This window comes from Haloarchaeobius caseinilyticus, assembly GCF_051207395.1.
GTDB lineage: Archaea > Halobacteriota > Halobacteria > Halobacteriales > Natrialbaceae > Haloarchaeobius.
Genome location: NZ_JBPJZC010000003.1, coordinates 857,055 through 876,863, shown reverse-complemented (window position 1 = coordinate 876,863; position 19,809 = coordinate 857,055). Strand labels below are relative to the sequence as shown.

Annotated in this window: 18 protein-coding genes and 2 tRNA genes; 13 read left to right on the top strand and 7 right to left on the bottom strand. The window is 63.6% G+C overall.

Annotation, left to right across the window (positions count from 1 at the left end; all coding sequences use genetic code 11):
* Positions 1–154: 154 nt before the first annotated feature.
* The 3 genes from ACSC1P_RS17035 (at position 155) to ACSC1P_RS17025 (ending at position 1,438) form a co-directional block, all read left to right on the top strand.
* Positions 155–763 (top strand): TIGR00296 family protein, encoded by a 609-nt coding sequence (locus tag ACSC1P_RS17035; RefSeq protein ID WP_435361394.1) that lies wholly within the window; start codon positions 155–157, stop codon positions 761–763.
* Positions 764–836: 73 nt separating this feature from the next.
* Complete coding sequence (locus ACSC1P_RS17030; protein WP_435361393.1) at positions 837–986, top strand: TetR family transcriptional regulator; 150 nt, start codon at positions 837–839, stop codon at positions 984–986.
* Positions 987–1,225: 239 nt separating this feature from the next.
* Positions 1,226–1,438 (top strand): hypothetical protein, encoded by a 213-nt coding sequence (locus ACSC1P_RS17025; RefSeq protein WP_435361392.1) that lies wholly within the window; start codon positions 1,226–1,228, stop codon positions 1,436–1,438.
* A gap of 17 nt (positions 1,439–1,455) precedes the next feature.
* On the opposite strand, the gene ACSC1P_RS17020 is transcribed toward ACSC1P_RS17025, so the two are convergent.
* Together ACSC1P_RS17020 and ACSC1P_RS17015 are read right to left on the bottom strand one after the other, a co-directional pair.
* Positions 1,456–2,604, bottom strand: coding sequence for a nicotinate phosphoribosyltransferase (locus tag ACSC1P_RS17020; protein WP_435361391.1), 1,149 nt, complete (start codon positions 2,602–2,604; stop codon positions 1,456–1,458).
* A gap of 53 nt (positions 2,605–2,657) precedes the next feature.
* Positions 2,658–4,265, bottom strand: a complete 1,608-nt coding sequence (locus ACSC1P_RS17015) for an Hvo_1808 family surface protein (RefSeq protein WP_435361390.1) — start codon at positions 4,263–4,265, stop codon at positions 2,658–2,660.
* 94 nt (positions 4,266–4,359) lie between these two features.
* Between ACSC1P_RS17015 and ACSC1P_RS17010 the strand changes: the two genes are divergently transcribed.
* The 6 genes from ACSC1P_RS17010 (at position 4,360) to ACSC1P_RS16985 (ending at position 8,560) form a co-directional block, all read left to right on the top strand.
* Positions 4,360–4,935, top strand: coding sequence for a cysteine hydrolase family protein (locus tag ACSC1P_RS17010; RefSeq protein WP_435361389.1), 576 nt, complete (start codon positions 4,360–4,362; stop codon positions 4,933–4,935).
* A gap of 113 nt (positions 4,936–5,048) precedes the next feature.
* Entirely contained in the window at positions 5,049–5,189 is a 141-nt protein-coding gene (locus ACSC1P_RS17005; RefSeq protein ID WP_435361388.1) for a hypothetical protein, read from the top strand.
* A 270-nt stretch (positions 5,190–5,459) separates the two neighbouring features.
* Positions 5,460–6,110, top strand: coding sequence for an HVO_0476 family zinc finger protein (locus tag ACSC1P_RS17000; RefSeq protein WP_435361387.1), 651 nt, complete (start codon positions 5,460–5,462; stop codon positions 6,108–6,110).
* A gap of 30 nt (positions 6,111–6,140) precedes the next feature.
* Positions 6,141–6,770 carry a protein-L-isoaspartate O-methyltransferase gene (pcm, locus tag ACSC1P_RS16995; protein WP_435361386.1) on the top strand — a complete coding sequence of 210 codons (630 nt, stop codon included), beginning with the start codon at positions 6,141–6,143 and terminating at the stop codon, positions 6,768–6,770.
* Positions 6,771–6,838: 68 nt separating this feature from the next.
* Entirely contained in the window at positions 6,839–7,756 is a 918-nt protein-coding gene (locus tag ACSC1P_RS16990) for a methyltransferase domain-containing protein (RefSeq protein WP_435361385.1), read from the top strand.
* Between the two features lie 78 nt (positions 7,757–7,834).
* Positions 7,835–8,560 (top strand): protein-L-isoaspartate O-methyltransferase family protein, encoded by a 726-nt coding sequence (locus ACSC1P_RS16985; RefSeq protein ID WP_435361384.1) that lies wholly within the window; start codon positions 7,835–7,837, stop codon positions 8,558–8,560.
* Positions 8,561–8,578: 18 nt separating this feature from the next.
* Here the strand turns inward: ACSC1P_RS16985 and ACSC1P_RS16980 are convergent, their stop codons facing one another.
* Entirely contained in the window at positions 8,579–9,025 is a 447-nt protein-coding gene (locus ACSC1P_RS16980; protein ID WP_435361383.1) for a DUF7382 domain-containing protein, read from the bottom strand.
* A 450-nt stretch (positions 9,026–9,475) separates the two neighbouring features.
* On the opposite strand from ACSC1P_RS16980, the gene ACSC1P_RS16975 reads away from it, so the two are divergent.
* Entirely contained in the window at positions 9,476–11,344 is a 1,869-nt protein-coding gene (locus ACSC1P_RS16975) for an ABC transporter substrate-binding protein (protein ID WP_435361382.1), read from the top strand.
* 323 nt (positions 11,345–11,667) lie between these two features.
* Here the strand turns inward: ACSC1P_RS16975 and ACSC1P_RS16970 are convergent, their stop codons facing one another.
* From ACSC1P_RS16970 to ACSC1P_RS16955, 4 genes are all read right to left on the bottom strand, one after another.
* Positions 11,668–14,679 (bottom strand): bacterio-opsin activator domain-containing protein, encoded by a 3,012-nt coding sequence (locus ACSC1P_RS16970; protein ID WP_435361381.1) that lies wholly within the window; start codon positions 14,677–14,679, stop codon positions 11,668–11,670.
* Positions 14,680–14,861: 182 nt separating this feature from the next.
* Positions 14,862–14,934: transfer RNA gene (locus ACSC1P_RS16965), tRNA-Asp, on the bottom strand.
* 104 nt (positions 14,935–15,038) lie between these two features.
* Positions 15,039–15,497 carry a group I intron-associated PD-(D/E)XK endonuclease gene (locus tag ACSC1P_RS16960; protein ID WP_435361380.1) on the bottom strand — a complete coding sequence of 153 codons (459 nt, stop codon included), beginning with the start codon at positions 15,495–15,497 and terminating at the stop codon, positions 15,039–15,041.
* 323 nt (positions 15,498–15,820) lie between these two features.
* Positions 15,821–15,893 (bottom strand) — tRNA-Asp (locus ACSC1P_RS16955).
* 281 nt (positions 15,894–16,174) lie between these two features.
* On the opposite strand from ACSC1P_RS16955, the gene ACSC1P_RS16950 reads away from it, so the two are divergent.
* From ACSC1P_RS16950 to rpoB, 3 genes are read left to right on the top strand one after another with little or no spacing between them, the layout of a single operon-like run.
* Positions 16,175–16,402, top strand: coding sequence for a DNA-directed RNA polymerase subunit H (locus tag ACSC1P_RS16950; RefSeq protein ID WP_435361379.1), 228 nt, complete (start codon positions 16,175–16,177; stop codon positions 16,400–16,402).
* 3 nt (positions 16,403–16,405) lie between these two features.
* The gene (locus ACSC1P_RS16945) at positions 16,406–17,971 is read left to right on the top strand and encodes a DNA-directed RNA polymerase subunit B'' (protein WP_435361378.1); all 1,566 of its coding nucleotides are present in this window, start codon (positions 16,406–16,408) and stop codon (positions 17,969–17,971) included.
* A 7-nt stretch (positions 17,972–17,978) separates the two neighbouring features.
* On the top strand, positions 17,979–19,808 hold the full coding sequence (gene rpoB / locus ACSC1P_RS16940) for a DNA-directed RNA polymerase subunit B (RefSeq protein WP_435361377.1): 1,830 nt from the start codon (positions 17,979–17,981) through the stop codon (positions 19,806–19,808).
* Position 19,809 lies beyond the last annotated feature (1 nt).

The following is a 19,809-nucleotide window of genomic DNA, read 5'->3' as shown; positions in this document are numbered from 1 at the left end:
TGGTCACACGTATCACTGCCGATTTGAGCGCGAATCCGTGTCGAAATCGAGACACGCAGTGGGGGTGAACCGCGAAAGTTCGCGTTCCACACCCACATAAAGGCGGCGAGGCGAAACGAAAGCGTTCAAGAGCGCGACTCTCCTTACTGGTGGTATGTCGCAGGCACAGAGCGTCCATCTCACGTACGACGACGGGGCACGAGCCGTCGAACTGGCGCGAGAGGCCGTCGAAGGGTTCGTCTCCAACGGTCGCCGCGAACAGCCTGGAAGTATGATAGATGCCTTCTACAACCGGACTGGTGCGTTCGTCCGGCTCGAATCTACCCGTGGCCGGGGGAGCCTCCGTGGGTGTGCTGGTGGCTACGAGACCACCGAACAGCTCGGGCACGTCATCGTCGACGCAGCTATCGAGGCCGCGAGTGAGGACTCCTGTGGCTCCGAGGTGACACCCTCGGAACTGTCCAACCTCACTGTCTCTGTCTGTTGTGTCTGTAACCTCGTTCTCACGGACGACCCACTGGCTGACCTCGAACTCGGCAAGCACGGCGTCGCCATCGATACCGGTAGCTCGACGGGCTGGCTCTATCCGACGGTTCCGGTCGAACACGGCTGGTCGAAAGAGGAGTACCTCGGTCGCGTCTGCCGGAAAGCTGGCCTTCCGCCGACGGCGTGGCAACAGGAGGACGTGGTCGTCACGCTGTTCGAGGGGCAGATTTTCCGCGAGCGCGACCCCGAAGGCAGCATTCAGGAACTGACCGCCTGAACTACGTATCGGCTTCAACACTGCAGTCCAGACTTCTCAACGGTTAAACCGGGTGCCGTCATAGGCTTCGCCGATGGCGAGCGACGACGTTCCCGCCGAGGCGAAGGCCGAAATCGCCGAAGCCGTGCGGAAAGCCCTCTCGAAGCACGGGTACGCGGGACTGACGACGAAGCGAGTCGCAGCGGAGAGCGAGAAGAGCGAGGCGAGTCTGTACTACTACTAGGACTCCAAAGACGACCTCGTCGTCGCGTTCCTCGAAACCTCGACCGGCTGGCTCTCTGCACATCTCGACGAGATGGCTATCGACGACCCGGCAGAGCGACTCCACCACGTCTGTGACCGACTCATGGTCGACCCAGACGACGAGTACCGTCGTGGCGTGGCTATCGGCGTGATGGAACTCCTCTCACACGCACCGTACACGAGACACTTCGCGAGCCGTTACTCGCCTACGAGCGCGACGTGCGCACGAGAATCGCCGACATCATCGCGGAAGGCATCGAGCGTGGTGTCTTTCGCGACGTCGACCCGACCGCGGAAGCGTCGTACATTCTCTCGACGACCGACGGGCCGACCGGCTGTTACCTCGCACTCGGCATGGACGACGTCGGCGACCACGTCAGAGAACGGTTGCACGCGTACATCGACGACCGCCTCGTCGCAGAACAGTCCTGAGAAATCTCTCGGCTACCCTACTCGAAACCGACCTTCTCTGCGTCGCTCGCGGCGTGCTGGCTGGCAGTCGCGAGGTCGAACTCTCGCACGAGTTCGCCGTCACGCAGCAGCGGTTCCATGAGTGGCGTGCCGTCGGTCGGACCCGGTTTGTCGGCCAACGCGACGGCGTGGCCGCCGTCGGGCGTCCGGTACACTTCTTTCTTCCCGGAGAGCTTCCCGCGCTTGCCCGCCAATTCGCCGTCGACCTCCACGATGTCGAGCGCGAAGTCGAGCGGGTTCGCGTTCGTGACGTAGCTGCCGACGCCGAAGCCGTCGACGATGTCGCGCAGGTCGCGCATCGTCTCGGGCGTCACGCCACCGCTGACGAACACGTCCACATCTTCGTGGCCACGTGCAGCGAGTTCCCACTGGACCTCGCGGACGATGTGACGGAAGTCGCCACGCCGAGAGCCAGTCGTGTCGAGGCGCACGCCGTCGAGGCGGTCACCCAGTTCGTCGACGGCACGGAGGACTTCGTCGACCTCGTCAGTATAGGTGTCACAGAGGGCGATTCTCGGAACCTCCTCGGGGACGGCCTCGTCGAAGGCGCGCCACGCGGCTTCCTGTTCCCCCTTGCCCATGCATATCACGAGCGCGTGGGGCATCGTCCCGCTGGCCTCGCGGCCCAACTGCTCGCCCGCGGCCACGTGCGAGAAGCCGTCGAAGCCGGCGACGAGCGCGCTTCGCTCGACCGTCGCGGCGATGGCCGGGTGGACGTGACGCGCACCGAAGGAGAGAACTGAGCAGTCAGGGGCGGCACGGCGCGCCCGCAGTGCGGCCGTCGCGAAGCCACTCGCCTGCGAGAGGAAGCCGAGCAACGAGGTTTCGAGTCGGGCGAAGTCGAGGTAGTCGCCCTCGATTCGCATCACTGGGCCGCCGTCGAACAGGCGGCCCTCCGGCAGTGCGTCCACGTCGACGGCGTGGTCTTCGAGGAGTCGCGCGGCGTTTTCGACGCCCGCGAGCACCTCGAACTCGTCCGTCGGGAACTGGTCTGCGGTCACCTCGGCGACGACGTGCGGGTTCTTGCCGGCGTGTTCGAGCGCACGCTCGGTCCGCTCGAAGTAGGCGTCGGTCGCCCGCCCGTCGCGGATGGCCGCAGCAGGAATCGTGTCGAACGGGTCGTTCATACGGTCGCTTCGACACCGCACCGGGTAAAGTCCACTGAAGCGGTCGCTGCCGGCTACGCGGCGATGGCGGCGATGGCAGCGATACGGTAGTCGGACGCGCCGACCGACTCGTCTTCGTTGTCCATGGTCACGGAGCTATCGTTCGTCGTCCCCGAACCGGCGTGAACGTCCGACAGCGCGTCGACCGAGGGCGCGTTCACGATGACGACTGTGTCGCCACGCTGGACGACAGAGAACGCGTCACCGAACTCCTGTCCGTCGGGGATGCGGTACGTGTTCGGTCGGCCGTCGACCGACTCGGCACCGTGGTACCCGAGCAGTTTCTGGTAGCCGTCGGCGAACTGTTTGGCGTCCTGTTCGGAGTCCCACGTCGACTTCCAGACGTAGCCGGTCTCGCTGGACGCGCTCGCGTCGCCTTTGACGTACGGAAGCAGACGGTCACCGTCCCAACCCGCGGTGTGTTCGTCGGCGTAGTTGTACGGGTCGGTCTGGTCGAGTCCCTGTCCCGCGATGTTGAAGTGCGCGCGGTAGGGCAGCACGACGTTCTGTGCCGACCCCGTCTGCTGGCTCTTCTCGAAGGACGGGTACCACAGCATGACGAACATGCCCGCCTCGCCGAAGGAGGCGTGGTCGGTCGGCCCGGCCACGTCGAGGACGTGCCAGCCGTTCGAACTCGTGTCGTCGATGGCCACGTCGGTCGGCTGGTCGGACTCGTACGCTGCGGGGTGGATGGTCTGTTCGGTACTCGCGGGCGGGTTCTCGTACACCGAATTGACGCCCTCCCAGCCCTGCTGCTCTTTGATGTTCTTCACGAACGCCACGCCGTCGCTGTACGGCTGTAACTGGACCTGGTACATCGCGACGTTGATGTTCGCTGCGCCGCCACTCTGGCCACCCTGTTGCTGGGGAAGCAGGCAGTCCCAGTTCGCGGTACAGCGCTGTTTGTACAACTGGTCGACGTAGTTGCCGTCGCCTTCGATGATGCCGTCTCTGGCGTTGTGCAGTTCCGTCGTCGACTGGTCGAAGCTGGAGATGTTCCAGCGCTGGTCCTGTAGCGCGTGGAACAGCTCTTGCGAGAGCGTCACCTCGTTCATCTCCGGCGTGTCGGAATCGGAGACGATGACGATCTCCTCGTTACTGGGCGAGTAGAAGCCGCCGACACCGCTGCCGTAGTTCGCACGTTGTGCGGCCACGGCGTCGGCCGACTCGTTCACGGCGAACACCGCCTCCCACTTCACGTTCTGGTGGAGGCGCGCCTTCGTCGAGGTGTTCCCGGACGCGAGTCGTTCTCGGTAGTCGGCGCGGGAGATGACCGAGACAGGGACCGTCTTCTCGAACTCGACCTTGCGAATCTGTTCGACGCGGGCCATGCCTCTGGCCACGACTTTGTCGAGTTCGCTGTCGTTCAGGCCGTCGCTCCGGTCGACGGCGATGCTCTCGTTGTACCAGTAGCCGGCCTCCCAGCCGAGCGTGTCGCTGGCCGGATCCGCGAGGCTGCCGCCGGTTCCGTTCGGACCAGTCGAATCAGTGCCGTCGGTCGTCGTCGGTTCGTCTCCGCTTGTCGGGGCCGTCGTCCCGTCCTCCGTGTCATCGGTGGCGGTGCCACCACAGCCAGCGAGGAGGACCATCAGGACGACGATGACGGTCGCGAGTCTGCGCACGCCTCTCACATCGGACGGCGCGCGCAAAAACGGACCGGCGAAACTGTTGGGTGTCGGCGCAACCGATTTGGGTACGTCCGGCGAATTTTCTCCCATGAAGTTCGAGCCAGACACCACTGCGCTGGTGGTCGTCGACGTGCAAAACGGGTTCTGCAAACCGGATGGAAGCCTCTACGCACCAGGGAGCGAGGCCATCGTCGAGCCAGTCGCGTCGCTGGTCGACCGAGCGCACGGCGCCGGGGTTCGCGTGGTCTTCACGCGAGACGTGCATCCGCCGGGGCAGTTCGACGACGCGCACTACTACGACGAGTTCGAGCAGTGGGGCGAGCACGTCGTCGAAGGCTCGTGGGACGCCGAACTGGTCGACGAACTCACAGTCGGCGAGCGGGACCACGTCGTCGAGAAGCACACCTACGACGCCTTCTACGACACCGAACTGGACGGCTGGCTCTCGGCACGGGGCATCGAGAATCTCGTCTTCTGCGGGACGCTGGCGAACGTCTGCGTCCTCCACACCGCCGGAAGCGCTGGCTTGCGGGACTACCGGCCGGTGCTCGTCGAAGACTGCATCGGAGCCATCGAGGACGCCCACCGAGAGTACGCGCTGGAACACGCCGACTGGCTGTTCGGCGAACTCGCACAGCACGGCGACATCGAGTTCTCAGACTGAGGTCGGTCTCGAAGGGGCGAACAGGCGACACTGGCCAGTTTCGTCCGGCGGTGTGTCGCGCACCCGACCACGCCGGCCGGCCGTTTTCAGCGGATGGGAAATCTGGCCGCGGAATGGTACTTGAAGGGTTGGCTGGCGACGACTGCCGACTTCCCGGCATGGCGCGCGCTGGCGAGTGTGGCGAGCGAGGCGGCGCAGCCGCCTCGAAGCGAACGGCGTTAGCGCGGAACGGAGTTCCGCGAGAAGAGCCGTGAGCAGGCCGCGAGCAGGAATCGCGCGAGGGATGAGCCGTCTCGCCGGAGGCGAGCGGCGAATCGGATGGGGAGGCCGTGGCTGCGGTCTCTACCGTCGTGATTCGGAGTCTGTTTCGCGCCGCAGTCACCGGAAACGGCCCTCTCGGACGGAACACTGTTCATTGCTTCCCGATGGACCACAGCGACGCATCTCAGAACACATCTTGTCACGCCTCACCACCCCGAGAACAGGTCCGACGCCTTTTACCGTCGCACGCACTAGCACTGCCTATGAGCGATGTCGCAGCGCGTCTCGCGCTTGCTTGCCCCTCGTGTGGCACGGCGGAAGCCGTCCACGAGGTGCTGAAAGAGCGAGGCGACATGTACACGGTTCGCTGTACGGAGTGCAGTCACGTCCACAAGGAACGCATCGAAGAGGAGGAGACCGTCGACGTGAAGGTCATCGTCAGCCAAGACGGCGACTCTTTCACGGCCCGCGTCGACGCACCCGCCGAGGAGACCGTCTCCGTCGGCGAGGAGTTCATCCTCGACACCGAGGAGGCCATCATGACGGTGCGAATCACCGACCTCGAAGTCGGCAAGGAACAGCGCGTCGAGCAGGCGCTGGCGAAGGACGTCGACGTGTTCTGGACCCGTGCGGTCGGGAACGTCGGCGTGAACGTCACCATCCACCCGCGCGACGGGCGGCGGAACGACTCGCGCTCGGAGAAAGTCCACGTCCCCGGTGACTACGAGTTCACCGTCGGCGAGGAGGAAGTGTTCGGCGAGAACGAGTTCACCATCAAGGGTATCGCCGTCCGAGACGACGCACAGGGCTACTACCACGACCACATGGACCACGACGGCGACTCGGCTCCCGCGAAGGACGTGAAGCGTGTCTACGCGTGGGACGAGGAGACGACCGCCTGGTCTGCCTGGTAGGGGAAACGGAGTCACAGAGGACAGAGACGTATGGACTTCGATGCGGCTCGGAACGCACTGGTCGACTCGCTGGCTGACCGCGTCCGTCTCCAGCACGGGTCGACACTGGACGCGATGCGGGCGGTCCCCCGCCACGAGTTCGTCCCGGCAGACCGCCGTGATGACGCCTACGGCGACCACCCGCTGCCCATCGGCGACGGGGCGACCATCAGCGCGCCACACATGGTCGCCATCATGGTCGACGTGCTCGACGGAGACCCCGGCGAGCGGGTCCTCGAAATCGGGACGGGCTGTGGCTACCACGCCGCGGTCACGGCCGAAGTCGTGGGTGCAGAAAACGTCTTTTCAGTGGAGTACACCGAGCGACTGGCCCGCGAGGCCCGCGAGCGACTGGACCGCCTCGGCTACGGCGACGTGTCTATCCACGTCGGCGACGGCCACGAGGGCTGGGCCGACCACGCGCCGTACGACGCGGCGTATCTGACCTGCGCTGCGCCGGACATTCCGCCAGCAGTCGTCGAGCAGGTCCGGCCCGGTGGTCGATTGCTCGCACCCATCGGACGCGAGAACCAGCGACTGGTCTACGCGACCCGCCGGGCTGACGGCTCGCTCGACAGGGAAGACCGCGGGGGGGTGCGATTCGTCCGGATGCAGGACTGATTCGTGGTCGGGTTTTCGACACCGGCGGAGACCCCGGATTGACGTACTTGTCACTCGTTCGTTCGCGCATGACCGAGGACACGGAGACGCTGTTTCTGCTGTGGGCCGCTCGCGCGACGGGGATTCTCGACGCGTTGCTCGACGACGCCGATACACCGGCTGAGGTCGCTGCAGAGACAGGTGTCACCGAGCGCGCGGCGCGACTGACCGTCGAGACACTGGCCGACGAGGGGTTCTTCAAGACAGTCGACGGGACATACCAGCCCACCAATCGAACACTCGGCTTTCTGGCTGTGAGCGATCTGCGCTCGGTCGGGCAGTTCCCACACGAACTCGACTTGCTGGACTCGCTCGGGGCGTTGCCGGCGACGATGCGGGGCGAGCAGGATTCGGCCGATGAGCCCGATTCGCCGTGGAACCGTCTCGGCTACGTGCAGGCGACGCCCGAGGCGACGGTCCGTGCGTCGGTCACGGTCGCTCAGCACGCGGTTCCCGGGCCAGCGACGGTTCTCGACCTCGGTGGCGCACCGGGTACCTACGCGATGGAGTTCGCTCGGCGAGGCTACGACGTGACACTGGCCGACACCGAAACGCGACTGGCCGAGAGTGAGTCGTTGCTCGCCCGCGAGTCGGTCCAGACGCTTGCGACCGAACTCGTGCCATCGCTCGATACCGACGCGCTCCCGACTGTCGACTGCGTGTTCGTCCCGATGCGGACCCACGAGTTCTCGCGTGAGACGAACCGCGAACTCGTCGCGGGCGCGGCCGACCTGCTGGCCGACGACGGCTGGCTGGTCGTCGTCGACTACCTGCGCGACCGGTCGGCCCGTGCGACCGAGACGACTGTACGGTCACTTGCGACTGGGGACGGAGAAGCGTACACGAGCAGTGACTACCGGGAGTGGTTCGACGCGGCGGGCCTGCGAGCGGTGCAGGTACGCGGCGTGCCCGGCACCGAACGACAGGCAGTACTGGGTCGGCAGTAGGACCCCCTATCGCTGCTGACCACCGGCCCATCGCTTCGGGGCGCGGGGTTCATTACCGTGCGTCTCCGAGGCCGAATTATGGAGCCAGCGGTGTTGCGCGAGGACATGGTCGACAGCCTCGAACACGACGCGAAGGGCGTCGTCTCCAGCGAGTCGGTCGGCCTCGCCATGCGAGAAGTCCCTCGCCACGAGTTCGTGGGCGACGACCAGACCGCCTACAGCGACCAGGCACACGACCACGGAGGGACGACGGTCCTCGCACCGAGTCTCGTCGCCCGACTGTTCGAAGGGCTCGACGTGCAAGCGGATGATTCGGTCCTCGTCGTCGGCGCTGGCGTCGGCTACACGGCGGCAGTCGCCGCGGAACTCGCCGGGGCGCGCAACGTCTTCGCGGTCGACATCACGCGCCACGTGGTGTACGACGCGAGAGCGAACCTCGACGCGGCAGACTACGGCAGCGTGTTCGTCGACTGCCGAGACGGGTCGCGTGGCTGGCCGGAGTACGCCCCATTCGACCGGATTCTGGTCGAAGCCGCGGCCGTTTCCCCACCGCGGGCACTGCTCGACCAACTCGCTCCCGGTGGCCGACTCGTGATGCCCCGCGGCGTCGGCGAGCAGTCGCTCGTGGCCGTCGAAGGCGACGAGGTCGTCGAGCGATTCGGTCCAGTCACGTTCGCCCCGCTGCTCGTCGAGGGCGAACAGGCCGGTGCCATCGAGCGAAACCGCCAGATGCGCGAGGACCGCGAGCGCGCGGCGAAGGCGGTCCAGCGCGGCTGGGAGTACGACTGGATAGAGTGGGACTGAGTCGGAGCAACTGGCGAGTCACTCCTCGATGACGAGGATGACCGTGTTCGGCCGCTGGTCCGCGTATTCGCTGCCGGCAGGCGGTTTGATGTCGATTTCGAGCGTTCCTTCTTCTTGATTCGGTCCGAGCGTCGGCGAGATGTCGAGCGTCGCTTCGCCGTCGTCGCCGGTCTTGGCGGTCTCGATGCCGTCGAGTCGGGCGGTGTCACCTTTGACGACGACGGTCGCCCCAGCGACTGGTTCGCCGTTCGTGTCGACGACGGTGATGGTCACGGACTGGTCGCCTGGCGTGATGACGTCCGGGGTCGGCTGGGCGTCGACTTCGGTGACGGTGAGGCCGCCGATTCCGGAGATCATGTTCATCATGACCGAGAGACTGGCGACGCCGACGACCAGGGCGATGACGAGTCGAATCGGGAGTCCTTCGATGGCGCGCGTGTCCCATGTGAGTGAGTCGAGACGCATACCCTCGGTGGCCGCCCATCCGTACTTGAACCTTCAGACGACGTCGTGCGATACTGACAGAATATGGTGATCTCTAGTGGTTGTTCGTCCGGCCGCACCAGCGACCCCACTGTGAGACGCCGAATATAATCTCAATTCTGACTGGTTGAGCCACTATCTCAAGTGAATCTTTGAGCCTTCACCGGAATTAATACCCGTGCGGATGAATCATCGACTGTCGACAGGAACTGCCGCCCACTGTCATCCCTGACTGACTCCCAATCAGCCCTCCTGTCGACGCTGCCGCTCATTGTGGATCGATAACGTCCAGAAATATCTGGGCCTTTTGGCAAAAACACTGCAGTTATGTCTGATTCCGAAATTATTTCTGTTTATATATCTTTCTGTTGGACAAAAACTCGCTTATCTAATCGTGTCGCTTATCCGATTAGTGTGTGTACTGGTGAGCGTATGTCAGACGACCAGTCCCTCCAGCGTCGGACGTTCCTCAAAGCGACCGGCGGCGCGGCAGTCGCCGCCACACTCGCCGGATGCTCGACCAGCAACAGCTCGGGCACGGACGAACCGACGGACGACCAGACCGACGACGGTACGATGACCGACACCGAGACGGACCGTCCGAAGGAGAAGTCCGACAAGACGTTCCAACTCATCAGTGCGACCGTCAGCACGCTCGACCCAGTCAAGGCGACAGACACCGCTTCCGGGAGCATCATCCAGCAAGTTTTCGACGCCCTGATGAACTACCCGAACGGGGTCATCGAACCGGAGCCACTGCTGGCGAAAGACTTCGAGGTGTCGGACGACTATAAGACGTACACGTTCAACCTGAAGGAAGGAGCGAAGTACCACAACGGCGACACGGTCACCGCGTCGGACTTCGTCTACTCGTTCGAACGACTCGCGGCCTCGCCGAACTCCCGTCGCGCCTACTTCGTTCTCGACTCGATGGGCGTCACCCACGAGACGATGACCACGACGAACGAAGACGGCGAAGAGGTTACGACGTACAAGCCCGGCACACTCGGCATCACGGCAGAAGACGAGACGACGCTCAAGATGGAACTACAGGGGCCGTTCCACTCCACGCTCGAAATGCTCGCCTACACGTCCTTCTCGGCACTTCCCGAGGGTATCGTGGGCGACATCGACGGCCACGACGGCGAGATGGGGTACAAAGAGTTCGCGACGAGCAACCCCGTCGGTGCTGGTCCGTTCAAGTTCGGGAAGTGGGAGACGAACACCCAGGCAGAAGTCACGCGCTTCGAGGACTACCACGGCGAAGGTCCGTACGTGAAGAAGGTTCACTGGCAGGTCATCACCGACCCCGACGCGTCCTACAACTACAGCCAGAACAAGAACTCGGACCTCATCTCGATGCCCACGGCGAAGTACGACCCGAGTCTGGTGAAGAACGTCTCGACCGACGAGCGGAAACGGAAGATCGGGAAGTACGGCCCAATGCGGAACGGTGAGACGGCGGACTACCTCGCGGTGCCGACGATCAACACCTTCTACGTCGCGATGAACGGAAAGAACGTCGAGAAGCCCGCCCGGAAGGCCATCGCCTACGCGATGGACCAGAAGGAGGGCGTCGAACAGGTGTTCAAGGGTCGCGGGCAGGCCGCGTACCACCTCACGCCGCCGGGTATCTTCCCCGATGGGCCGTCGAACTACGAGCAACACGCCAAGGAGAACTACCCCTACGGGTACAACGAGACGCGTCTCGACGACGCCCGTCAGGTCATGGAAGACGCTGGCTACGGGCCGAACAACAAGTACGAAGTCACGTTCACGACCTACAAGTCCCCGACGTGGCAGGGGCTGGGTAAGATTCTCCGTGACAAGCTCACGAACGCCCACATCAACATGCAACTCGAGGAGGCTCCCTTCAACACCCTCCTCAACCGCGGCCGGAACGGGAACCTCGCCGCGTACTCGCTCGGGTGGGTCATGGACTGGCCCGCACCGGACAACTTCTGGGGTCAGATGACGCCGACGAGTCTGACGGACACGAACGGCGGCGCGAACGGGTTCTACGTCGACTGGGACGACGTCGAGAACGGCAGCCAGCAGAAGGCGAACAGCGCCTGGGAGACCATCCAGAACAACCAGGCACCGACCGATGCCGGGATGAAGAAACGCAACGAGGCCTACCTGGAACTGGAGAAGGCCAACTGGGAGGACATGCTCATCCTGCCGGCGTACCACCGCGTCGACGAGCGCTTCGCGTACGACTGGGTCGACATCGACCGCTTCGGTGGCGGTGGCGGCAGCCGACAGAAGTACAACAAAGTGACCATCGGCGACCGCTCGTAAGCCGACTCGTCATCCCACGCGAATCACTCTTTTTTGCCGTCGACGCGACAGCGACGCCGCCAGCCACGATAGTGACGAGACCAGCCACGACAGTGACGGCAACTCGAGACCGCCGGCTCTGTCGCTATCGACGCGTTCTATCGAGACGCACACCGACCGAGACACAGCTAACTCTCTCAGGTGTTGGGTTCGCAGGAAGGGGGTTGGGGGGAGTATGGGGGTGGCGACAGCGTACTGCTGCTCGTTCGCCAACTACTGCTATGAGAGGGATGGGATTAACAGTTTATTCTATCTGATTATACCTGTGAAGACGGTACCTCTAATCAGTTAGAGTCCTCGTCGAACACGGTGCCGACGACCTTGCGCTCGGCAGCCCGGAGGTGATAATGATACGTCGGTGGCGTCACGTCGAGCGCGTCCGCGAGCTTTTCACCGGTCACTTCTCGCGGCCAGTGGTAGAACCCGGCGTAGAACGCCGCCTGCAACGCCTCGAACTGTCGTTCAGTCAGTGCGTTCTCGACCCACGACCGCAGGTCGCGGTGCTTTCGCCCCGACCGCGTCGTCTCCCGCCGTGCGCCGAGTTCGGTCTCCGGGTAGGCCTCGCGCAGGTCCGTCCAGAGACCGCGCGTGTCACCACCCTGTGGGAGTTCGACCAGCAACTCGGTCTGGCCACCGGTCGATTTCAGTTCCCGAAGCGTGCCGTCGTACTCGCGCAGCAGTTCGAACAGGTGCGGTTCGGCCAGTCGCATCTCGAACAACGAACGGCCTTCCTCTTCGTCGTGCGAGATTCGCGTGACGGACGAGATGGACGACCACCCGTCGACCGTCTCCTCGACCGTGTCCGGGTCTGCCCCCTCGACCGTGACGAAACAGAGGTGCGAACCGTCCGGCCGCGCGATGGCACCGTCGATTCTGAACGTTCCCTCGACCTGTTCGGAGAGCCGGCAGAACGAGAGTCGAGTGTCTCGCATCAGGAACTCCAGTTCGATGCGGCTGTCGGTCACCAGCGCCCGAGTCCGCTCGACCGCGTGGATGGCGTAGCCGATGGTCTGGCCGAGTTCCGCCAGTACGGTCAACTCGCGGTCTGTCACCGTCTCCGGCGTCGCACCGTGGAGTACCAGCACGCTGTAGACGCGCTCGTTGTCGACGAGTGGGACCGCCACGACCGACTGGAAGCCGTAGGTGAGCGCCTCGGTCCGCCGCGATTCCCACGCTGGATCGTTCAACACGTTCTCGACCACCTGCACGGACCGTTCTTCGGTCGCCCGCCGACACAGGTCTCCCTCCGGCGTCGGGTCGGTCGGGTCGTCGGTCACCCGGTCGACGTAGTTCGCGTCGGCGTCGGCGTACGCGAGCACCGCGGTCGACTCGTCCGCTTCGTCGACTTCGCCGATCCACGTCGCGACGTACGGTTCGGCGTCGGCCAGTCGGTCGCAGACTGCCTGTTCGATGTCCCGGCGGGTCGACGCCTGTGCGACCGCTCGGTTCACGTCGCGGACGATCTTGTTCGTGTGGTTCAACTTTCGCAGTTCTTCGTTCTGCTGGCTCAGCGTGCGGTCGTGTTCGCGCAGCATCCGCTCGCGCTCTGCCCGGTCGAGCGCCGCCTCGGTGTTCGCCGCCAGAATGTGCATCAACTCGATGGTCGACTCGTCGAAGCCGTCGACCTGCCCGGAGACCGAGACGATTGCCCCGTGCGCACCCAGTGGGATAATGAGTTCACTCCGAACCGCAGGGTCCAGTCGCCCGTCACAGTCGCTCACGTCACGATGGTACTGCGACTCACCCGCACTGAACGCGTCCCACACGTTGCTCTGACCACGGTCGACCGTCGGTGGCGTTCCCAACAACTCGGCCGTGTTCGGCGTCGTCGCGGCCGGTTCCAGCCGTCCCGCTTCGTTGTCGAATCGGTAGACGACGAGCGCACTCAGCCCGAGCAAATCCGCCGCCGTCTCGACTGCGGCCTCACAGATGTCCGTCTGCGCCTCTGCACGCATCAGGTCCCGAGTCGTCTCGTGCAGCGTGTTCAGCGTCTGCTCGTATCGCTTTCGTTCCGTGATGTCCGTCGCGATGGTCAACACCGCTTGCTCACCCTCGTACTCGATGACCCGTGAGGTCGTCTCGACGTGAATCACCGAGTCGTCCTCCGTCACCAGCCGCCGTTCGATACGCGTCGGCTCCACCGTGCCAGTCCGCAGGCCTTCGATGGCCTCGCGTGCATCCCCACGCCCCTCCGGATGCACGTACTCCAGTATCGAGTTCCCTTCCAAGGTCTCGTCGCTCCCGATACCAATGAGCGTCCGAAACGCTGGATTCACGTACACCAGTTGCCCGTCCCGGTGGACCACGACTGGGTTCGGTGACACCTCGACCAGCGTCCGGTACCGCTCGCTGCTCTCTCGCCGCTCCGTCTCGATGACCGCCCGTTCGACCGCACTCGCCAGGACCGTCGCCACGTTCTGCAGGAACGTCACGTCGTCCTGCGTGAACTTTCGATGGGTCGTCGCATGCGCTTCCAGCACTCCCCACGTCCCACCGCGCAGGCCGATGGTGACGCACGCCCCACTCTTGAGTTCCGCCTCGGTCATGACGCCGGTCGGGTCGAAGCGCGTCTCTGAGCACACGTCGTCGACGACCAGCACCGGCGACTGCTCGGCCACGACGTGTTCTGCCTGCGCCGATGGCTCGTCACCGGCCGCCCAGCCGACCTCCGACTCGGTCGTCAACTGGTTCCGTTCGTCGTCCCGGCGGAGCACGCGGACGTGACTCACGTCCAGCGCCCGCGCGACTCGACGAACTGTCGTCTCGAACAACACCGCTAACTGTGGTTCGTTCAACGCCTGTTGCCCGATGGACGCGACCGCCTCCTGCTGGCGAATCCGGTCCCGAAGCGCGCTCTCTGCGCGGTACTGGGTCACTGCGTTGTCTATCTGGTTTGCCAGCAAGGTGTAGCGGTCTCGCCCCGGTTTCTTCTGTAGGTATTGGGTCACGCCCGCCGCGATGGCGTCGCTCGCGATCTCCTCGGACCCCTTCCCCGTGAAGAGGATGTACGGTAACCGATCGTCGCGCTGACGCACCGCCTCTAACAGCTCCAGCCCGTCCATGCCGGGCATGTCGTAGTCACTCACGATGCAGTCGACCGGGGTCTCGCTGTCGTCAAGCGCCGAGAGCGCCTCGCTCCCGTCGGCCGCGATGACCACGTCGATAGCGCTGTCTTCACGCTCCAACATCACCTGCGATACCTCTGCGAAGTCGGGGTCGTTGTCGACGAAGAGAACCGTGACACCGTCAATCGCACGCACGTCTTCTTCGAACTGCCCTACCCCGTCCTGTGCCATGGCCGGTGCTACGGAGCGAAGGTACTAAACGATTAGAGTCGATTCGTTGGTGAGTCGTCGTCGACGTCAGGACTGTCACGTGATAACCGAAGCCCGACACAATCATCGCGGGAACGAAACGAACTCGCTATGTTCGCAACGCAGACAACACTGGTTGCTCGTCGGTTGAGTTCGTCAGAAAACGCCCGAGGCGGGATTTGAACCCGCGTCACGACCGTGACAGGGTCGTATGATGGGCCACTACACCACCCGGGCACCTGTCTGCATTACTTCGTACTGGCCGTGGTTATTAATGGGTGTCGATGTGGATGCTCTATGAGTTTTGTTCACACGACGACTGCGGTACGTTGGTGGTCGAATTACCCGAACCGATTCGCCACGCGATATTCGTCGGCCCAGTGTATCTTCGACTTTGGTGCCTTCGGGTGTGGCTCCTCGACGCGGAGCCGCATCTCCCCGCGGCCGGTCTCCGCGATTGGGACCCAGTACACCTCGCCTGTCTGTGGAGAGTACACCGCGAAGACGTCCACGTCTTCCTCCGTGTAGTCGACGTCGACGCGTCCGGCTCGTCCGTCAGTCGAACTGTACAGGTTGAAGCGGACGGTACCGTTGACCCAGTTCCCGGTCTTACACTGAACTCGAAAGCGGCTGCGACCATCGTCGACGACGAGGTCGTATCTGTCGCTATCACCGAATGGGACGGAGACAGATACGCCGAGTTGCATCAGTGTCGCGAGAATCGTCGCCTCCGTCTCGTCGCCTTTGCGCGAGGGATTCACGTCGAGATTCGAGCGCTCTCGTATTTCAACTAGTACCAACGCCTGTCCCTCGCTCGTGTGAGGTGGCGTCAGGAAACCGTTCGATTCGGGATTTGAACCCTGTACAGACGGTCTGGCTCGCTACGCCCGCCAGTTGCGACTGCTGGTGTTCACATTCTCAACCCTGTCGCTCTTCGAATCACGTCGTTCTCGCAGTGAGACAAGCTCACTGCTCGTGGAGTTGATTTCGCAAAAACGCCCGAGGCGGGATTTGAACCCCGGTCGCTCGTTGCACTCGCTCCCTGATTCAAATCCCTTGACACCGTATTCCGAACACGACTCACTCGTCGCTGCGCTCCTCGTTCGTATTGTGTTCGCAAAAACGCCCGAGGCGGGATTTGAACCCGCGTCACGACCGTGACAGGGTCGTATGATGGGCCACTACACCACCCGGGCTTGCTGCAATCAATCGTTTTGCTGTCCCAGTATTAAGGCTTTCCAATCGATGGGCGTGTGGTAGTCGCGAACGTGGGGGCAAACATTTTACGAGAGTAGTCCAACTGTGGGGACGAAACACATCACACGGACCGAGATACTCGTCGGAACGACTGCCAGACGCCCCGACCGGAACCGATAGTCTTACCTACTGGTCGAGTTGGCAAACGTTAAATGGGTGCCTCCGATAGTAGCCTGTAGTATCTCGTGACAGTCGCTTCTCCCGCCGGCCAGACACACCCATGGTAGACGTAAGCCAACACGAAATGGTTCCGGAGCACACCATCGTCGACGAGGACGAACTCTCGGAGGTGCTTTCGGAGTACAACATCGATAGAACAGACCTTCCGAAACTCAAGCGAAACGACCCGGCGCTCCCCGACGACGCAGAGACGGGAGACGTCATCAAGGTCGTTCGGAACTCACGAACCACAGACCGAGCGGTCGTGTACCGCCTCGTGGTGGACTGAATTATGGAACGAGCAAAACGACGCGCAATCTCGAAGGAGTACTTCTCGAAGGACAGACTCGCCGAACATCACTTCCGGTCGTTCAACAGCTTCCTGCTGCGTGGCATGCAGGAAGTCGTCGACGAGAAAGCGACCATCGACACGGACATCGGTGACAAAGAGGGCGAAGAGCCGGTCCACGTCGAACTCGGCGACGTGCGTGTGGTCACCCCGCGTGTGCGTGAAGCCGACGGGTCAGAGGAACTGCTGTACCCGCAGGAGGCCCGCCTCCGCAACATCACCTACTCCGCGCCCGTCTTCATGGAGATGTCCATCGTGAAGGGCGAGGAGGGCGAAGAGCGTGTGGTCGACTCGACCGAGACGAAGATCGGTCGGATGCCCATCATGGTCGGGTCCGAGAAGTGTAACATCTCGGGCTTCTCCGACGAGGAACTCATCGAGATCGGTGAGGACCCCGCCGACCCCGGTGGCTACTTCATCGTCAACGGCTCGGAGCGAGTCCTGATGACGAGTGAGGACCTCGCACCGAACAAGATTCTCGCCGAGTACGACACGAAGTACGGCGACGAGATTCAGGTCGCGAAGACGTTCTCGCAGCGTCGTGGCTACCGCGCACTCGTTCTGACCGAGCGTAACCGCGAAGGCCTGCTCGAAGTGTCGTTCCCGTCCGTCTCTGGGAGCATCAACTTCGTGACGCTCGTGCGCGCGCTTGGTCTCGAATCCGACGAGGAGATCGTTCACCGCGTCAGCGACGACCCCGAGGTCGTCAAGTACATGCTGGAGAATCTGGAGGCTGCCGAGGTCCAGACGCAAGAGGAAGCTATCGAGAAACTCGGTAAGCGCGTCGCCTCCGGCCAGGGCAAGAACTACCAGCTGAAGCGTGCGAACTACGTCATCGACCGGTACCTCCTGCCGCACCTCCACGAGGAGGGCGTCGAGGAGGAAGACGTGCGCATCAACAAGTCGTACTACCTCTGCCGGATGGCCGAGGCGTGTTTCGAGCTCGCACTGCAGCGGCGCGACTCGGACGACAAGGACCACTACGCGAACAAGCGCCTCAAGGTGTCCGGCGACCTGATGAAGGACCTGTTCCGGACGGCGCTCAACAAGCTGGCACGTGACGTGAAGTACCAGCTCGAACGCGCGAACATGCGTAACCGGCAGCTCTCCGTGAACACGGTCGTGCGGTCCGACGTGCTGACGGAGCGACTCGAACACCCCATCGCGACGGGGAACTGGGTCGGTGGCCGCTCGGGTGTCTCCCAGCTGGTCGACCGGACCGACTTCATGGGTGTGCTGTCGCACCTTCGTCGCCTGCGTTCGCCGCTGTCGCGCTCGCAGCCGCACTTCGAAGCGCGTGACCTGCACGCGACCCAGTGGGGTCGCATCTGTCCCTCCGAGACGCCGGAGGGGCCGAACTGTGGGCTGGTGAAGAACTTCGCGCAGGCGATGGAACTCTCCCAGAACATCGAAGACGAACAGGGACTGAAGCGAGAACTCGCATCGATGGGGGTACAGGGCATCCCCGGCCTCGAAGGAACCACCGCACAGGAGCCCGCAGACGACTGACTGAATCATGGCAACACAACAGCGCGAAGCGAAAGTCTACGTCAACGGTAGTCTGGTCGGGACACACCCCGACCCGGAAGAGCTCGCAGAACAGATCCGCGAGGCGCGCCGACTCGGCGACGTTTCGGAGATGGTCAACGTCTCCGTCAAGGACCGCACTCGTGAGGTCATCATCAACGCGGACGCGGGGCGTGCCCGCCGTCCGCTGCTCGTCGTCGAGGACGGCGAGGCACTCATCTCCGACGAGGAGTTCGACGCCGTCAAGAACGGCGAAATCGAGTTCGAAGACCTCGTCGAACACGGCTACGTCGAGTTCATCGACGCCGAGGAGGAAGAGGACATCTACGTCGCGGTCAACACCGACGACCTGACCGAGGACCACACGCACCTCGAAGTCGACCCGCAGCTCATCTTCGGTATCGGTGCGGGGATGATTCCGTACCCCGAGCACAACGCCAGTCCGCGTATTACGATGGGTTCGGGGATGATCAAGCAGTCGCTGGGTCTGCCGGCGGCGAACTACCGAATCCGACCGGACACGCGCCAGCACCTGCTGCACTACCCGCAGCTTTCGATGGTGAAGACGCAGACGACGGAACAGATCGGCTACGACGACCGTCCGGCGGCGCAGAACTTCACCGTCGCGGTCATGTCCTACGAAGGGTTCAACATCGAGGACGCGCTCGTGCTGAACGGCGGGTCCGTCGACCGCGCGCTCGGTCGCTCGCACTTCTTCCGTACCTACGAGGGCGAAGAGCGCCGGTACCCCGGTGGGCAGGAAGACCGCTTCGAGATTCCGAGTCAGGACGTGCGCGGTGCTCGCGGTGAGGACGCGTACACGCACCTCGACGAGGACGGCCTCGTCAACCCCGAGACGCGCGTCGGCGAGAACGACGTGCTGCTCGGCAAGACGTCGCCGCCGCGGTTCCTCGAAGAGCCGGACGACATGGGTGGCCTCTCGCCGCAGAAGCGTCGGGAGACGAGCGTGACGATGCGTTCGGGCGAGTCCGGTGTCGTCGACACGGTCACGCTGATGGAGGGTGAGGACGGCTCCGAACTCTCGAAGGTGTCCGTGCGCGACCAGCGGATTCCGGAACTCGGCGACAAGTTCGCGTCTCGGCACGGGCAGAAGGGTGTTATCGGCCACATCGCGCCGCAAGAGGACATGCCCTTCACGCAGGAAGGGGTCGTCCCGGACCTCATCGTCAACCCGCACGCACTGCCGTCGCGGATGACGGTCGGGCACGTGCTGGAGATGCTCGGCGGCAAGGTCGGCGCACTCGAAGGCCGACGTGTCGACGGGACGCCGTTCACCGGCGAGTCCGAACAGGAGATTCGCGGTGGCCTGCAGGACGCTGGCTTCAAGTCTTCGGGCAAGGAGACGATGTACTCTGGTGTCACCGGCGAGAAGATTGAAGCGGAAATCTTCGTCGGCGTCATTTTCTACCAGAAGCTGTACCACATGGTCTCGAACAAGCTCCACGCCCGTTCGCGTGGGCCGGTACAGGTGCTCACGCGCCAGCCCACCGAGGGTCGTGCCCGCGAGGGTGGCCTGCGTGTGGGTGAGATGGAGCGGATGGTGCTCGTCGCCCACGGTTCCGCGATGGCACTCAAGGAACGCCTGCTCGACGAGTCCGACCGCGAGTTCATCTACGTCTGTGGACAGTGTGGGATGAGCGCGGTCGAGAACGTCGACCAGCGCCGTGTCTACTGTCCGAACTGTGGCGAGGAGACGGACATCCACGAAATCGAGATGTCCTACGCGTTCAAGCTCCTCCTCGACGAGATGAAGGCGCTCGGTATCGCCCCCCGACTGGAACTGGAGGACGCAGTCTAAC

Bases quoted from the DNA above. Each gene is read 5' to 3' on its own strand.
- ACSC1P_RS17000 (WP_435361387.1), top strand. From the start codon at position 5,460: ATGAGCGATGTCGCAGCGCGTCTCGCGCTTGCTTGCCCCTCGTGTGGC.
- ACSC1P_RS16975 (WP_435361382.1), top strand. From the start codon at position 9,476: ATGTCAGACGACCAGTCCCTCCAGCGTCGGACGTTCCTCAAAGCGACC.
- ACSC1P_RS17035 (WP_435361394.1), top strand. From the start codon at position 155: ATGTCGCAGGCACAGAGCGTCCATCTCACGTACGACGACGGGGCACGA.
- ACSC1P_RS17005 (WP_435361388.1), top strand. From the start codon at position 5,049: ATGGTACTTGAAGGGTTGGCTGGCGACGACTGCCGACTTCCCGGCATG.
- rpoB (WP_435361377.1), top strand. From the start codon at position 17,979: ATGGCAACACAACAGCGCGAAGCGAAAGTCTACGTCAACGGTAGTCTG.
- ACSC1P_RS17010 (WP_435361389.1), top strand. From the start codon at position 4,360: ATGAAGTTCGAGCCAGACACCACTGCGCTGGTGGTCGTCGACGTGCAA.
- ACSC1P_RS16990 (WP_435361385.1), top strand. From the start codon at position 6,839: ATGACCGAGGACACGGAGACGCTGTTTCTGCTGTGGGCCGCTCGCGCG.
- pcm (WP_435361386.1), top strand. From the start codon at position 6,141: ATGGACTTCGATGCGGCTCGGAACGCACTGGTCGACTCGCTGGCTGAC.
- ACSC1P_RS16950 (WP_435361379.1), top strand. From the start codon at position 16,175: ATGGTAGACGTAAGCCAACACGAAATGGTTCCGGAGCACACCATCGTC.
- ACSC1P_RS16945 (WP_435361378.1), top strand. From the start codon at position 16,406: ATGGAACGAGCAAAACGACGCGCAATCTCGAAGGAGTACTTCTCGAAG.
- ACSC1P_RS17030 (WP_435361393.1), top strand. From the start codon at position 837: ATGGCGAGCGACGACGTTCCCGCCGAGGCGAAGGCCGAAATCGCCGAA.
- ACSC1P_RS16980 (WP_435361383.1), bottom strand. From the start codon at position 9,025: ATGCGTCTCGACTCACTCACATGGGACACGCGCGCCATCGAAGGACTC.
- ACSC1P_RS17020 (WP_435361391.1), bottom strand. From the start codon at position 2,604: ATGAACGACCCGTTCGACACGATTCCTGCTGCGGCCATCCGCGACGGG.
- ACSC1P_RS16970 (WP_435361381.1), bottom strand. From the start codon at position 14,679: ATGGCACAGGACGGGGTAGGGCAGTTCGAAGAAGACGTGCGTGCGATT.
- ACSC1P_RS16985 (WP_435361384.1), top strand. From the start codon at position 7,835: ATGGAGCCAGCGGTGTTGCGCGAGGACATGGTCGACAGCCTCGAACAC.